This window comes from Variovorax sp. RTB1, assembly GCF_035018765.1.
Lineage (GTDB): Bacteria > Pseudomonadota > Gammaproteobacteria > Burkholderiales > Burkholderiaceae_C > Variovorax.
On sequence record NZ_JASJXG010000003.1, the window covers coordinates 186172 to 201650 of the forward strand.

General features: G+C 65.6%; 15 protein-coding genes. 9 read left to right on the forward strand and 6 right to left on the reverse strand.

The window, feature by feature from the left end:
• Positions 1-5 precede the first annotated feature (5 nt).
• Complete coding sequence (locus tag QN397_RS03490) at positions 6-770, reverse strand: SDR family NAD(P)-dependent oxidoreductase (RefSeq protein WP_323500093.1); 765 nt, start codon at positions 768-770, stop codon at positions 6-8.
• Positions 767-1501: an SDR family oxidoreductase gene (locus QN397_RS03495; RefSeq protein ID WP_323500094.1), complete on the reverse strand. Its 735-nt coding sequence runs from the start codon at positions 1499-1501 to the stop codon at positions 767-769. The genes QN397_RS03490 and QN397_RS03495 overlap by 4 nt, the downstream gene beginning before the upstream one ends.
• Before the next feature lie 148 nt (positions 1502-1649).
• Here QN397_RS03495 and QN397_RS03500 point away from each other — a divergent pair, with 148 nt between their 5' ends.
• From QN397_RS03500 to QN397_RS03535, 8 genes are all read left to right on the forward strand, one after another.
• The gene (locus QN397_RS03500; RefSeq protein WP_323500095.1) at positions 1650-2357 is read left to right on the forward strand and encodes a FadR/GntR family transcriptional regulator; all 708 of its coding nucleotides are present in this window, start codon (positions 1650-1652) and stop codon (positions 2355-2357) included.
• 41 nt (positions 2358-2398) lie between these two features.
• Positions 2399-3925 (forward strand): altronate dehydratase family protein, encoded by a 1527-nt coding sequence (locus tag QN397_RS03505; RefSeq protein ID WP_323500096.1) that lies wholly within the window; start codon positions 2399-2401, stop codon positions 3923-3925.
• A gap of 152 nt (positions 3926-4077) precedes the next feature.
• Positions 4078-5103: an ABC transporter substrate-binding protein gene (locus QN397_RS03510; protein WP_323494948.1), complete on the forward strand. Its 1026-nt coding sequence runs from the start codon at positions 4078-4080 to the stop codon at positions 5101-5103.
• Complete coding sequence (locus QN397_RS03515; protein ID WP_323500097.1) at positions 5104-6642, forward strand: sugar ABC transporter ATP-binding protein; 1539 nt, start codon at positions 5104-5106, stop codon at positions 6640-6642. It begins immediately after the preceding gene.
• 53 nt (positions 6643-6695) lie between these two features.
• Entirely contained in the window at positions 6696-7634 is a 939-nt protein-coding gene (locus QN397_RS03520) for an ABC transporter permease (protein ID WP_323495016.1), read from the forward strand.
• A gap of 62 nt (positions 7635-7696) precedes the next feature.
• On the forward strand, positions 7697-8683 hold the full coding sequence (locus QN397_RS03525) for an ABC transporter permease (RefSeq protein WP_416352301.1): 987 nt from the start codon (positions 7697-7699) through the stop codon (positions 8681-8683).
• A 41-nt stretch (positions 8684-8724) separates the two neighbouring features.
• Positions 8725-9636 (forward strand): SMP-30/gluconolactonase/LRE family protein, encoded by a 912-nt coding sequence (locus QN397_RS03530; protein ID WP_323500099.1) that lies wholly within the window; start codon positions 8725-8727, stop codon positions 9634-9636.
• A gap of 6 nt (positions 9637-9642) precedes the next feature.
• A complete protein-coding gene (locus tag QN397_RS03535) occupies positions 9643-10704 on the forward strand; it encodes a malate/lactate/ureidoglycolate dehydrogenase (protein ID WP_323500100.1) in 1062 nt (353 codons plus the stop codon).
• A 72-nt stretch (positions 10705-10776) separates the two neighbouring features.
• Here the strand turns inward: QN397_RS03535 and slmA are convergent, their stop codons facing one another.
• From slmA to QN397_RS03550, 3 genes are all read right to left on the reverse strand, one after another.
• On the reverse strand, positions 10777-11442 hold the full coding sequence (slmA, locus tag QN397_RS03540) for a nucleoid occlusion factor SlmA (RefSeq protein WP_323500101.1): 666 nt from the start codon (positions 11440-11442) through the stop codon (positions 10777-10779).
• A 123-nt stretch (positions 11443-11565) separates the two neighbouring features.
• Positions 11566-12459, reverse strand: a complete 894-nt coding sequence (gene argB, locus QN397_RS03545; RefSeq protein ID WP_323500102.1) for an acetylglutamate kinase — start codon at positions 12457-12459, stop codon at positions 11566-11568.
• 92 nt (positions 12460-12551) lie between these two features.
• Entirely contained in the window at positions 12552-13646 is a 1095-nt protein-coding gene (locus QN397_RS03550; protein WP_323500103.1) for a glycosyltransferase, read from the reverse strand.
• 72 nt (positions 13647-13718) lie between these two features.
• Between QN397_RS03550 and QN397_RS03555 the strand changes: the two genes are divergently transcribed.
• A complete protein-coding gene (locus QN397_RS03555; RefSeq protein ID WP_323500104.1) occupies positions 13719-14468 on the forward strand; it encodes a glycosyltransferase in 750 nt (249 codons plus the stop codon).
• A gap of 16 nt (positions 14469-14484) precedes the next feature.
• On the opposite strand, the gene QN397_RS03560 is transcribed toward QN397_RS03555, so the two are convergent.
• Entirely contained in the window at positions 14485-15477 is a 993-nt protein-coding gene (locus QN397_RS03560) for a glycosyltransferase family 2 protein (RefSeq protein WP_323500105.1), read from the reverse strand.
• Positions 15478-15479 lie beyond the last annotated feature (2 nt).

Consider the following 15479-nt stretch of genomic DNA (forward strand, 5'->3'; position numbering starts at 1 on the left):
GTGACTCAATAAGTGGAACGACCGCCGGAGAGGTCGAACGTGGCGCCGGTCGAAAACGAACAGTCTTCGGTACACAGCCACCCGACCATAGCGGCGATTTCCTCCACGGTGCCGAAGCGGCCCATCGGGATCTTCGAAAGCATGAAGGCGATGTGCTCGGGCGTCATCTGGTCGAAGATCGCGGTCTTGACCGCTGCAGGCGTCACGCAATTCACGCGGATGCCGGTGTCGGCCAGCTCCTTGCCGAGCGACTTGGTCAGCGCGATGACGCCGGCCTTGCTGGCGCTGTAGGCGCTGGCATTGGGGTTGCCGTCTTTGCCGGCGACCGAGGCGATATTGACGATGCGGCCGTAGCCTGTCGCGCCCTCACCGCCGTATGCGCGCATGTGCGCCGCTACTTCGCGGCAGCAGATGAAGACGCCCGTGAGGTTGACATCCATCACCTGGCGCCAAGCCTCGACGGGATAGTCCCAGACCTTGGTGTTTGGCCCGGTGATGCCGGCGCTGTTGACCAGCGCATCGATCTTCTTGGTGTGCGTCAGCGTCTCGGCCAGTGCGCGCACGACCGATGCGTGATCAGAAACATCGACCTGCACCGACGACGTGCCGCGGCCCAACGTTTCCGCCGCCTTGCGTGCAGCGGCTTCGTCGCGGTCCCACAGCGTGACCGTGCCACCGGAAGAAATCAGGCGTGCCGCGATGCCATAGCCGAGACCGGTCGCGCCACCCGTGATGACGGCATGACGGTTCGCAAAATCGAGCTGGTTCATATCATGATCCCGCCATCGACCGTGAAGGCCTGGCCGGTCGCGAACACGGATTCGTCGCTGGCGAGGAACACCACCACCGGCGCAATTTCTTCGGCTTGCGCCAGACGACCCATCGGCTGACGCGCGATGAAGGCCTTGCGGGCTGCATCGGGATCTTCGTTCGCGTTGATGCGCTCGCCGAGCGATGGCGTATCGACCGTGCCGGGGCACACCGCATTGCAGCGGATGCCCTTGCCCACATAGTCGGCCGCCACACTCTTGGTGAGCCCGAGCACCGCCGCCTTGGTCGTGCCGTAGACGAAACGATTCGGCAAGCCCTTCATGCTCGAACACACGCTGGCCATGTTGATGATGCTGCCCTTGCCAGCTGCCAGCATCTTGGGCAGCGCCGCTCGGATGGTCCAGGTCTGCGCGCGCACGTTCAGTCGAAAGGCGAAGTCGAGGTCATCGTCGTTGGCATCGAGCACGGTGCCGTTGTGCACCACGCCCGCGCAGTTGAAGAGCACGTCGAAGGTCGGCGCGTTGTCGAAGAAGGCGGTGATCGCAGCCTTGTCGAGCACGTCGAGCCGGGCCGTCTTGATGCCGGCCATGCCGGCGTAACGCTCCAGCAGCTTCTCGTTGACGTCGGTGGCCCACACCTGCGCGCCCTCCGCGGCCATGGCGATGACGCTGGCGTAGCCGATGCCTTGTCCGGCTGCGGTCACGAGCACGGTTTTGCCCTTGAGTCTCATGCTGTCTCCTGGAGATGGAATGGGGGGGGGTGTCGTTGCCGATTCGGGTTAGCCCGATGAAGATTGCAACGAATGCAGCGTATTCTGAATTGGCCTTACCACTTGTCCAATTCAGGACAACCCTTAGATTTTTATATCGCTGCCCTTCGTGCCGATCCAGACCGTCGAACCTCAACGCCTCTACCGGCAGATTGCCGACCAGTTGCGCGCATTGCTCACGAAGGGCGAGTACCCGGTGGGCACGCGCCTGCCGGCCGAGCGCGACCTGGCCAGGCAACTGGGAGTGAGCCGGCCCTCGGTGCGCGAAGCGTTGATCGCACTCGAAGTCGATGGCTGGGTCGAGATCCGCACCGGCTCCGGCGTCTACGCACTCGACCGTTCGCGTCGCAAGAAGGTGCCGGCGGCCGAAGCCGAGTGGGGGCCGCTCGAACTTATTCGCGCCCGCCGCGTGGTCGAGGGCGAAACAGCCGCCATCGCCGCTGCGCTGGGCAAGCGCAAGCACATCGACGCCATGAGCCGCGCGATCGAGAGCATGCGCGAGATGGCCGATCGCAACCTGATGCCGCTCGACGGTGACCGCGCCTTTCACCTGGCCATCGTCGATGCCTGCGGCAATGCCGTGCTCGCTGAAACGGTGCAGAATTTTTGGGATTCGCGGCGCGGGCCGATCTTCAGCCGACTCGGCGGCTACTTCGAAACCGTGAAATCATGGCGCTCGGCCATCGACGAACACGTGGCGATCCGCGATGCTATCGCCGCGCGCAACCCTGAAGCAGCGCGGGCCGCCATGCACGCGCACATGGACAAGGCGCACCAGCGATTCAGCGCCAGCTGGCGCCGCGCGCAGACGGCCTAGCCGCACCGATCAGACAGAACAAGAGAGCAAAGAGAAATACGATGAACCCTTTTATCCGCCTCCATCCCGCCGACGACGTCGTGATCGCGCGCAGCCAGCTCGTCGGCGGCGCCACGGTCGAAGACTTTGCCGTGCGCGGCCTCATCCCCGCCGGCCACAAGGTCGCGACGCATGCCATCGCAACCGGCGAGCCGGTGCGCCGCTACAACCAGATCATCGGCTTCGCCAGCAAGCCGATCGCGGTCGGCGAGCACGTGCACACGCACAACCTCGACATGGGTCCGGACAAGGGGGACTTCGAACGCGACTACGCCTTCGGTGTCGACGTGAAGCCGGCGCCGGCGAAGCGCGAAGCCACCTTCATGGGCATCAAGCGCGCCGATGGCCGCGTCGCCACGCGCAACTACATCGGCGTGCTGACCAGCGTCAATTGCTCCGCTACGGCGGCGCGCGCGATCGCCGATCACTTCTCGCGCAAGACCAACCCGGCCGCGCTCGCCGACTACCCGAACGTCGACGGCATCGTCGCCCTCACGCATGGCACCGGCTGCGGCATGGACACGCAGGGCATGGGAATGCAGATCCTCGAGCGCACGCTCACGGGCTATGCGACCCACCCGAATTTCGCGGGCGTGCTGGTGGTTGGACTTGGCTGCGAAGCGAACCAGATCAACGCATGGCTGTCGACCGGGCATCTGGCCGAGGGCGAGAACTTCCGCACCTTCAACATCCAGGATACGGGCGGCACGCGCAAGACGGTCGACAAAGGCATCGCGCTCATCAACGAAATGCTGCCGCGCGCCAATGCGGTGAAGCGCGAACCGTGCAGCGCCGCGCACATCACCATCGGCCTGCAGTGCGGCGGCTCGGATGGCTATTCGGGCATCAGCGCCAATCCGGCGCTCGGCGCCGCGGTGGATTTGCTGGTTGCGCACGGTGGCACGGCGATCCTCAGCGAGACGCCGGAGGTCTACGGCGCCGAGCATCTGCTGACGCGCCGCGCGGTCCGGCGCGAGGTCGGGCAGAAGCTGGTCGATCGCATCAAATGGTGGGAGCACTACACCGAGATCAACCAGGGCGAGATGAACAACAACCCGTCACCCGGCAACAAGGCCGGCGGCCTGACGACCATCCTCGAAAAGTCATTGGGCGCGGTCGCCAAGGGCGGCACCAGCAACCTCGAAGCGGTATACGAATACGCCGAGCCGGTGACCGCGCACGGCTTCGTCTACATGGACACACCCGGCTACGACCCGGTCAGCGCCACGGGCCAGGTGGCGGGCGGCGCCAACCTGATCTGCTTCACCACCGGGCGTGGCTCGGCTTACGGTTGCGCGCCCTCGCCTTCGCTCAAGCTCGCCACCAATTCGGCGCTCTGGCAGCGGCAGGAGGAAGACATGGACATCAATTGCGGCGAGATCGTCGACGGCACGTCATCGATCCAGGAGATGGGCCAACGCATCTTCGAAAGGGTGCTGGCCACCGCCTCGGGCGAGCAGTCCAAGAGCGAACGCCACGGCTACGGGCAAAACGAATTCGTGCCCTGGCAGGTCGGCGCTGTGATGTAGCCCGCCACAGATTTCATCGTCCGGGTGCCGCGCGCTGACCAGCGCAGCGCCGAACATCGATGACGCGCGCGGCGCGCACCGGCGTACGGGCATCACAGAAGACCACTGGAATCGGGCAGCGCTTCCAGAAGAAAAATAGAAGAGACAAACCCATGAAAAAGATCCAACTTTCGTCGTGCGCGATCGCCGCAGCGCTCGTCCTCGGCGCCGTCACACAGGTGCCCGCTTTCGCGGCAGACACCAAGGCCAAGAAGATCGCGCTGTCGAACAACTTCGCGGGCAACTCATGGCGTCAGGCCATGCTCAAGAGCTGGGACAAGATCACCAAGGACGCAGTGGCCAAGGGCGTGGTCGCGCAGGCACCGAGCTTCACCACGTCGGAGAACCAGGCGACCGAACAGGCCGCACAGATCCAGAACATGATCCTGCAGGGCTACGACGCGATCGTGCTCAACGCCGCATCGCCGACCGCGCTCAACGGCGCAGTGAAGCAAGCCTGCGACGCCGGTATCGTGGTGGTGTCGTTCGACGGCGTGGTCACCGAGCCATGCGCCTATCGCATCGCAGTGGACTTCAAGAAGCTCGGCGAAATGCAGATCGACTACTTCGCCAGCCGCGGCATCAAGGGCAACCTGCTCGAGGTGCGCGGCATCGCCGGCGTGTTCGTCGACGACGAAATCCACCAGGGCATCACCGCCGCGGTCGCCAAGCATCCTGAATACAAGATCGTCGGGTCGGTGCATGGCAACTGGACGCAAACGGTCGCGCAAAAAGAAGTGTCGGCCATCCTCTCGACCCTGCCGCCGGTCACCGCCGTGGCCACTCAAGGTGGCGACGGCTACGGCGTGGCGCAGGCCTTCAAGGCGGCGGGCCGTGCGACGCCGGTGATCTTCATGGGCAACCGTCAGGACGAGCTGGCCTGGTGGAAAGAGCAGAGCGACGCCAACAAATACCAGACCATGTCGGCCAGCATCGCGCCCGGCGCGTCGACCTTCGCTTTCTGGGTGGCGCAGCAAATTCTGTCGGGCGCCAAGGTGCCCAAAGACCTGAAGCTTCCGATCAGCGTCGTCACGCAAGACACGCTGGATGCGTCGCTCAAGAGCACCGAAGTCGGCAGCGTGGTCAACGTCGAGTACTCGCAAAAAGAAGTCATCGATTTCATCGCGAAAGCCAAGTAAGTGCTGATCGAAGTTCGCGGCGCTGCGAAGGCGTTCGGCGCCGTGCAGGCTCTGCGCGGCGTCTCGCTGCAATTGCAGCGCGGCGAATGCGTCGGACTGGTCGGCCACAACGGCGCCGGCAAGTCCACGCTCGTCAACATCCTGTGCGGCGCCCTGCTGCCGGACAGCGGCGAACTGCGCATTGCCGGGCGCACCGGTGCCGAGGTCGAAGGCGGCAGCATCGCTTCCGGCTGGACGGTGCGCGAAGCGCGACGCTGGGGCCTGCGCTGCGTGTTCCAGGAGCTGTCGCTGTGCGACAACCTGACGCTGGCCGAGAACATGCGCATCGCGCAACCGCAGGCGGCCGAATGGTCTTGGCGGGCGCGCGCAGGCGCCCAATTGATGGCGTCGCTCGACACGATCTTTCCCGGGCACGGCCTGCGTGCGGACGACGTAGTGGGCGAGTTGCCGATCGGCAAGCGCCAGCTGGTCGAGGTGGCTCGGGCCTTCACGCCCGGCACGCAACCACTCGAGCTGATGATCCTCGACGAACCGACTTCTTCGCTCGATGGACAGGCTTCGGCGCAGCTGCTGGCCTACATCCGGACCTTCGTCGCCGCCGGCAAGACCTGCGTGTTGATCACGCACAAGTTGCGCGAGATTTTCGCGGTGACCGACCGGCTCGTGGTCATGCGCGACGGGCAGGTCGTGCAGGTGTCGGCAACCCGTGACACCGACCGCGACCGACTGGTGACCGCCATGGGCCAGGACATCGTCGAGGCGCAGCACGGGCACACGCGGGCGGCGGTGGCGTCGGGCGCGAACTCGTTGCCTGCTTCTTTACGAGACGATGAACGCATCGATATCGACAGCGATGAAGAGGCGATGGTCGAGGTGCCGGCCACAACCGTCGGAGGTCTGCCGATGCGCGCGGCGCGCGGCGAAATCATCGGCCTCGCCGGCCTTGCCGGGCACGGGCAAACCGAGTTGCTCATCGCGCTGCAGGAGGCGGCGCTCCACGCCCCGCGCGTTGGCCGCCCGACGGTGAACGGCGCCACCTCGTTCGTCGCCGGCGACCGGCAAACCGATGGCGTGTTCGCGCTCTGGTCGATCGCCCGCAACATGACGGTCGGCTGGCTCACGCAGTTGCGGCAGCGCGGCCTCATCGACGTCAAGGAAGAAGCGGCGCAGGCCCAGCAATGGCGCGGCCGGCTCGGGCTGGTCACGCCCGACATGGACCTGCCGATCGGTTCGCTGTCGGGCGGCAACCAGCAGAAGGTGCTGTTCGCCCGCGCGCTCGGCTCGTCGGCGCCGGTGATCCTCATGGACGATCCGATGCGCGGCGTCGACGTCGGCACCAAGCGCGACGTCTACGCGCTCATCAGGGAAGAAGCGCGCAGCGGCCGCACCTTCGTCTGGTACACGACCGAGTTCGACGAACTCCATCACTGCGACCGCGTGTATGTCTTCAGCAATGGCCGAGTGGTCGGTGAACTGGCCGGCGACGACATCAACGAAGAGCGCGTGGTCGCCCTGTCATTCGAGGAAGCCACCGCATGAATCTCTCTCCCGCTGTCCCGACGGGTGCTGCAGGCGCTACAGGCGCCACCGGCATGCAGCGCCGCCGCCGCGTCGTGCTGATGCAGACGCTGTTGCCGGCCATCGCCCTTGCCGTGCTGCTGGCGGCGGTCTTCATGCGGCAGCCGCGCGCCATGTCGTACTTCGGCGTCAACCTGCTGCTTAACCTCGCCATCCCGGTGATGTTCGCGACGCTGGCGCAAATGATGGTCCTCGCGGTGAGCGATCTCGATCTCTCGATCGGGCCGTTCGTCTCGCTGGTCGCGTGCATCGGCGCGACCCTGATGCCGACACAACCGCTGCTCGCCGTGCTGGCGCTGGCCGCGGCGGTCGGCGTGTATGCGCTGGCCGGGGCCCTGATCCAGGCGCGTCAGTTGCCGTCGATCGTCGTCACGCTGGGCCTGTCGTTCGTGTGGCTGGGCTGCGCGGTGCTGCTGCTGCCCACGCCGGGCGGCACGGCGCCCGAATGGCTTCAGGCGGCCATGCGTTTCAAGACGCCGCTGCTGCCGCTGCCGATCTGGATGGCGGTGGCGACCGGCATCGTCGGCCATCTGCTCATCACGCGCAGTGCGTTCGGCACGCTGGTGCGCGGCCTCGGCGGCAACCCGGCGGCCATCGCGCGGGCCGGCTGGAACATGGTGCGGGTGCGCGCCGGCGTGTATGCCATCGCGGGGGTCTTCGGCGTCTGCGCCGGGCTGATGCTGGTCGGGCAAAGCACCTCGGCCGATGCCAACATCGCCTCGCGCTACACCTTGGTCGCCATCGCCGCGGCGATCCTCGGCGGCGCGGAATTCGCGGGCGGCAAGGTCGCGCCGGTGGGTGCGGTGCTGGGTGCGCTCACGGTCACGCTGGCGGCTTCGTTCCTCACCTTTCTCAACATTGCGCCGGACTGGCAAATCGGCATGCAGGGCTTGATCCTGGTTGCGGTGCTGGGCTTGCGCGCGGCCATCGACCTGGCCGGAGGCAAGCGGTGAGCGCGCTGCCCGATGCGCGGGTTGCGAACCGCGCTGCGAACGACGCTGCAATCGACGTTGCAATGGATTCGGCGGTCTCTGTCGCCCCCCAGGTTTCGCGGGGCGCGCGCTGGCGCCGCTGGGCGCGCAATCGACCCTGGCTCGGCTCGTGCATCGCCGCTGTGCTGGCCTGGGCAGCGACGCAGTGGAGCGGCGGCGGCGGCGGCTCGGGGGGTCTGCTCACCGCGGCGCTCGCGTTCTCGGCGTTCACCGTGCTGGTGTCGCTCGGCCAGATGCTGGTCATCAGCGTCGGACCGGGCAACGCCGACCTGTCGATCCCCTCGACCATCGCGCTGTCGGGGGCGGCCGCGATGATCGTCATGAACGGCGACAACGCGATGCTGGTGCCGGGCCTGTTGGCCGCTACCGTCGTCGGCATGGCGGTCGGCGTCTTCAACTTCGGGTTGATCCGCCTGCTGCGCATTCCGCCGATCATCGCCACGCTCGCCGCATCGCTCATCGTGATGTCGGTGGCCATCAACGTCGGGCGCGGCCTGAAGGTGAAGCCGCCGCCGCTCTTTTCGGACCTGATGGCGATGCGCGTCGCTGGCGTGCCGCTGGTCGCCCTGGTCGCACTCGCGGTCACGCTGGCGGTCGCCCTCATGCTGGAGCGCACGGTGCTCGGCCGGTCCATCGCCGCCGTCGGGCAGAACCGCCGCGCCGCCCTGCTCGCCGGGTTGCGGGTGGAGCGCACGCGGTTCCTGGCCTATGTGATCTGTGCCGGACTGGCCGGGCTCACCGGCGCGCTCATCGCGGGCTTCTCGGGTGGCAACTCGCTCGACCAGGGCCAGGAATATCTGCTGATGACCATCGCCGTCGTCGTCATCGGCGGTACGGCGGTGGCCGGCGGCCGACCGAGCGTGCCGGGCATCTGGGGCGCCGCCATGTTCATGTTCCTGCTGGTGGCGCTGCTCAACGCCGTCGGCGCAGGACCGGGGCTGCGCACATTGCTCACCGGTGTGATCATCATCGCGGTGATCGTGCTCGCCAGCTCACGCGCCGAGCGGTGAACGCCAACCAAAAAACGAGACAACAAAAGGAACGATCGACCATGACCTTCGAACGCATCGACCCCCGCTTCAACATCTGCATCCCCGGCCCGGAACGCATCGAGCAGCTCTGGACCGGCGGCCGCTGGTGCGAAGGCCCGGCCTGGTTTGGCGCGCACCGCACGCTGGTGTGGTCGGACATCCCCAACAACCGCATGTTGCGCTACGACGAACTCAGTGGCGCCACGTCGGTGTTTCGTGAACCGGCGAACAACACGAACGGCCACACGGTCGATCGGCAAGGCCGGCTCGTCAGCTGCGAGCATCTGACGCGGCGCGTCACGCGCACCGAGCACGATGGCTCGATCACCGTGCTGGCATCGCATTGGCAGGGGAAGCGGCTGAATTCGCCGAACGACGTGGTCGTGCATTCGGATGGCGGCGTATGGTTTACCGACCCGAGCTACGGCATCCTGTCGGACTACGAAGGCTTGCGTGCGGACAGTGAAATCGGCGCCTGCAACGTGTACCGCATCGACCCGGCAAGTGGCGCCGTCGACCTCGTGGCCGATGATTTCGTCAAGCCCAACGGGCTGGCGTTTTCGCCGGACGAATCGGTGCTGTACATCGCTGACACGGGCGCCAGCCACGCCGCCGATGGGCCGCGTCACATCCGCAGTTTCGATGTCTCTGCAGATGGCAAGCGGCTCGGCAAAGCACGCGGTAAGAACGGCGTGTTCGCAACCTGCGACAACGGTCTGTTCGATGGCTTCCGGGTCGACACCGAAGGCCGCCTCTGGAGCAGCGCGGGCGACGGCGTGCACGCGTTCGATGCCGACGGCACGTTGCTCGGCAAGCTGCTCGTCCCGGAGCGCGTGGCCAACGTGTGCTTCGGCGGGCCCAAGCGCAACCGGCTCTTTATCTGCGCCACGAGTTCGCTCTACGCCATTTATCTGAACGCCAAAGGACTCTGACCCGCCATGTCGCACACGCTCGACGCATCGTTTCTTCGCACGCAGGTCGCCGGCATTCTGGTGGCGGCGGGCAGCGCGCCGGCCGAAGCCGATCAAGTCGCGGCCAACCTCGTACTGGCCAATCTGAGCGGCCATGATTCGCACGGCGTCGGCATGCTGCCGCGCTACGTCGACGCCATCGCCGAAGGCGGCCTGACACCCAACGCATCGGTGAAGATCAACCTCGACATCGGCACGATGATGGCGCTCGATGGGCAACGTGGCTTCGGGCAGATCGTCGGCGTGCAGGCCATCGAACTCGGCATCGCGCGCGCCAAACAGCACGGCAGCTGCATCTTCACGCTGTCCAGCGCACACCACCTTGGCCGCATCGGGCACTTCGCCGAGATGGCGACGGCGCAGGGCCTTGTGGCACTTCATTTCGTCAACGTGCTGTCGCGGCCGGTGGTCGCGCCGTGGGGCGGTGGCGACGGACGCTTCGGCACCAACCCGTGCTGCATCGGCGTGCCACTGGCCGGTGCCGAACCCTTTCTGCTCGACTTCGCGACCAGCCGTGTCGCGCAAGGAAAGATGCGCGTGGCGCACAACAAGGGCGAACAGGTGCCCGACGGCTATCTCATCGACGAACACGGCGCGCCGACCAACGACCCCGGCGTGGTCGTCGTGCCGCAGAGCAACGGCCTGTACGGCGCGCTCATGACCTTCGGCGAGCACAAGGGCTACGGCATGGCGATCGCGTGCGAGTTGCTCGGCGGTGCGCTCAGCGGCGGTGGCACCTGGCATCGTCCGGCCGATTCCGCGCGCAGCGTGTTCAACGGCATGCTGACCGTGCTGATCGACCCGGCCAAGCTGGGCACGCAAACGAGCTTCGAGCAAGAGGCTCGTGAATTCGTGGCGTGGCTTCGCCAAAGCCCACCGGGCGCCGGCTTCGATGCGGTGCAAATCGCCGGCGAGCCCGAGCGACGTGCGCGCATCGAGCGCGAGCGCGACGGTATCTGGCTGGACGATGCGACCTGGGGCGAGATCATGGCGGCAGGCGCCAAGGTCGGGTTGACCGTCAGCGCCTGACACGACAGCGAGGCGCGGCGGCGCGCTTCAGTCGGGCTGTCGGTATGCGCCGACATCCCGGTATGTTTCAGCTCAGACCATCAAGGCGACCGTCGCCTCGAGGTGCTCCGACGGCAGCCGCCGGAAGCCCGAGCGCGCGAAGCGCTGCAGCCGTCCGACTGCGAACGACGTGAGCGCCGAGGCACGCACCTGTGCATCGACCGACGGTGTCGCCGAGCCCTCGGCCGATGCCGCACCACGCAGCGCTTGGCGCAGGCTGGCTTCAATCTTGTCGAAGAACTGATTCATGCGCTGTTGCAAACGCTCGTTCTCGTAAACCAGTGCGTCGCCCACCATGACGCGCGTCATGCCCGGATTTTTTTCAGCGAACTGCACGAGCAGCGAGACGATCCGTGCCGCCTGTTCCCGCCCCGGCGCATCGCGTTCGGTGATCTGGTTGACCAGTGTGAAGATGCTCTGCTCAATGAAATCGATGAGCCCTTCGAACATCTGCGCCTTGCTGGCGAAGTGCCGGTACAGCGCCGCCTCGCTCACATCGAGCCGCGCCGCCAATGCCGCCGTGGTGACGCGCTCTGCACCGGGCTGCTCCAGCATGGCACCGAGGGCCTGCAGGATCTGTACGCGACGCTCGCCCGGTTTCGGTCGCTTGCGCACGACCGGGGCAGCCGGAAGGAGCGGTGCAGCGATCAGTTCGGCCGCAGATTCGGAACCGCTTTCAGTCATCTCTTCGTGGGGCATGGCGCGTGTGCAAAGATGTAAGAAAATGATTCTCGCACAACCTCACAACAGCTCGTTAGTGAGTGCAAGCCAACCGGCCAACACGCGTCGTGAAGTGCTGCACAAAAAGTCAGGGCGCACCGATCATCGTGCCCTGATCATCGTGCCGTAAGCCTGGTCGGTCAGGATCTCCAGCAGCATCGCGTGTGGCACCCGGCCGTCGATGATGTGAACGGCGTTCACGCCGCTCTTGGCGGCGTCGAGCGCGCCTTCTATCTTGGGAAGCATGCCGCCGGAGATGGTGCCGTCGGCGAACAGGTCGTCGATCTCGCGGGCACTCAGGTTGGTGAGCAAGTTGCCGGCCTTGTCGAGCACGCCGGGCGTGTTGGTGAGCAGCATCAACTTCTCCGCCTTGAGCACGGTCGCGAGCTTGCCGGCCACCACGTCTGCGTTGATGTTGTAGCTCTCGTTTTCTTCGCCAAAACCGATTGGGCTGATGACCGGAATGAACGCGTCGTCTTGCAGCGCCTTGACCACGCTCGGATCGATCGAGACGATTTCGCCGACCTGGCCCACGTCGTGATGCACGTTGGGATCGTTGCGGTCGACCAGCTTGAGCTTTTGCGCACGAATCAAGCCGCCGTCGCGTCCGGTCAGCCCGACCGCCTTGCCGCCGGCCTGGTTGATCAGGCCGACGATGTCTTGCTGCACTTCACCCGCGAGCACCCATTCGACGACTTCCATCGTTTCGGCGTCGGTCACGCGCATGCCCTGGATAAAGCTGCCTTTTTTGCCTAGCTTGTTGAGCGCTGCCTCGATCTGCGGGCCGCCGCCATGCACCACCACCGGGTTCATGCCGACCAGCTTCAGCAGCACCACGTCTTCGGCGAAGTCGGCCTGCAGGGCCGGATCGGTCATCGCATTGCCGCCGTACTTGATGACGATGGTCTTGCCGTGGAACTTGCGGATGTAGGGCAAGGCCTGCGCCAGGATTTCGGCTTTGTCGCGGGGAGGAATGTTCAGGACGGGGTCGGTCATGGTGTCCACGTGGTGATGGGTTTTCGTGAAATTCGGCGGAAGAAGCCGGCGGAATTGTGCGTCAGCGAATCGAGGTCGTGGAGACCATGCGGTCAGGGCCGCAGCCAGCGCGGCACCTTGAAGCGCACGATCATCAGGTAAGCCGCCACGTAGGTCGCAACGAACAGCGCGCAAAAGACGACCAGCACCCAGGTACGGTTCCAGAACAGCACTGCCGGAACGACGGTTGCCGCAGCAAAGATCCAGAGATAGGGCGAGGTGCGGTTGTTGCGCGCCAGCAGCTGGCGCGCCTCGTCGTCGGCGAAGGCGACGCGCACGATGCGCCGAAAGATCAGCTGATGGAAATGCAGCGCATCGGCCATGCCGGGCGACTGGCCGCGCGCCAGCTTGCGGTAGATCGAGAACATCGTTTCCCAGACCGGGTAGATCAGCAGCAGCATCGGGAACCACGGCGACACCGTCGGATGGCGCTGAACCAGTGACACGCATGCCACCGCGATGACCATGCCCCACACGTAAGCACCGCCGTCGCCGGCAAAGATCTTGCCGCGCGGGTAGTTCCAGATCAGGAAGCCGAGCGTGGCACCCATCAAGCAGATCACCATCGCCGCCAGTTGCCTGTCGCCCACCTGCAGTGCGACGTGCGATATGGCAAGGCACACCAGCACCGCCACCGTACCTGCCAGGCCGTTGTAGCCATCGATGATGTTGAAAGCGTGCGGCAGGCCGCCGATGGCGATGGCCGCGAACAACACGGCCATGTAAGGCCACGCCACCAGCGCCCGATCGACCACGTCGACGCCCGTGCGCGAAACACCGAGCCCCAGTACCCAGCACAGCAGCAGCGCCGAGCCGATGGTGAGCCCGAGCCGGTAGCGCACCGACACGCGTTGGGTCACGTCTTCGACGATGCCGCCGAGGACGGCCGGCGTCATGCACGCCAGCGCGATAGCGGCGGCTTTGAAGGGCCAATCGACGTTGAAGACCTCGGTGCCTAGGCCCGCTACGAGCCACGCCGTGCCCATGCCGAGCATGATTCCCGCCCCCCCGAGACGCGGCACGTGGCCCTTGTGAAACCGCTGTGGCATGTCGGCGGCGTAGAGCCGTGCGTGGCGGCGCGCCCTGCGCATGAAGACCTGCACGGCGAACGCGGAGACGAGAAAACTGATGACGATCAGGGCAATCATTGATAGTGCGGCATGACTAGGAGTGCACCGGGAGAGGACCCTAGAATTCCCGAGCGAAATTAGACCATGCCGATGTCCCCTCCTCACGCCCCAGCCATCACCGTTTCGATCGTCAGTCATGGCCAGCTGGCATTGATCGAACCGCTGCTCGATCAGCTGGCGCGCTACAGCAACGCCGTCGTTGCCAAGGTCGTGCTCACCATCAATGTCCCCGAGCCCGACATCCTGGCGGGCCGCACCTGGGCCTTTCCGGTCGAGCGGATCGAGAACAGGACGCCAATGGGCTTCGGCGCCAATCACAACCAGGCGTTCACGCGTTGCACGACGCCTTGGTTCCTGGTACTCAACCCGGACATCCGCTTGGACAGCGACGTGCTCACGCCACTGCTGGCCCAGGCCGCGCCGACCAGTGGGCTCTTGACGCCGCGCATTCTCGAGCCCGGCAAATCGGTGCCCGAGCAACATCGAGCCACCATCACGCCGCGCGAAATTCTGACGCGGCGCAAAGCTGGCTACGTGCGGCCGCAGGTGCCGGCGTGGATTCCTGGTCTGTTCATGCTGTTTCGCAGCGAGGCCTATGCGGCCATCGACGGTTTCGACGAGCGCTTCTTCATGTACGGGGAAGACTTCGATATCTGCGCGCGCATCCAGCTCGCCGGTTGGCGGCTTCAGGTCGGCGAAGACCTCGTGGCGCGCCACGATGCGCAGCGGGCGAGCCATGCCAAGGCGAAGCACCTGTACTGGCATGTGACCAGCTTGCTGAAGGTATGGGCTTCAGCGACCTTCTGGCGCTATCGACAGCTCGAAGATAAGAAGGCCTGATCGCCTATCTCATTGTTCAGCCGCGTTCCAGCAAGTCCTGTACGACGGATTGCAGGCCGCGGTCGAAGCGCTCGTAGCGGCCGCGCAAGGCTTCGGCAAGCACCGATGGGATGCGCGCAAGGCGGTTGGCCGGCAGGTCGGTTCTGAAGCGCTGGTGCGCCACCTTGCCGAGTTGCGCTTGCAGATGCGAGTCGGGCACGGCGCCGCCAAGCAACGTCAAACGCTGCAACAGCGCTTCCGCCCTGCCCAAACGCTTTCGATGCTTGTCACCACGCGGCGCGACCGCCTTCACGATCTTGTCCGCCAGCGTCGGCTTACGCACGCCGATCTGGTTGGACGCGTGCTGGCGATAGTCGATCAGCGGCTCGATTAAAACGTCCATCCGACCCGTCGCCGCTGCGATGGCCGCCAGCCATTCGTCGTGCACCCATTCGGCGGGGAATGGCAGCGCTGCGCCGAGCAGCGAGCGACGAAACACCGTTGTCGCACCCGTCACCAGATTGCGGCGCAAGAAGATTTCGAAGGCCGCACCGGCCTGGATGGCGGCCAGCTCGGACGGCTTGACTTCGAGTGCGTGGAACAAGGTTGAACCTAGCGGCGCCAGGGCGTCGTCGACGAGGCGGGCATCCGAATGCAGCAGCAGCAAATCGGCGCGTTGGCGAAATGGCGAGACCATGCGCGCCAGTCGGCCGGCATGCCAGACATCGTCCTGATCGCACAGCGCGATCAACGGGCAACGGGTGGCCTCGATCGCTTGCTCGAAGTTGCGCGTCACACCGAGCGGCGGGTCGTTTCGCAGCACGGTGAGGTCGATGACGCTGGCCATGCCGCAGCGTCTGATCGTCTCCTGCACGATCGCGACGGTGTTGTCGGTCGATGCGTCGTCGGAGACAACGATTTCACGCGGCATCAGATCCTGAGCGCAGATGCTTTCGACCTGCGCTGCGACATAGCGCGCGCCCTTGCGTGTGCAGAGCGCGACGGAGACGTCCAGGTCTGCAACTTCCATCG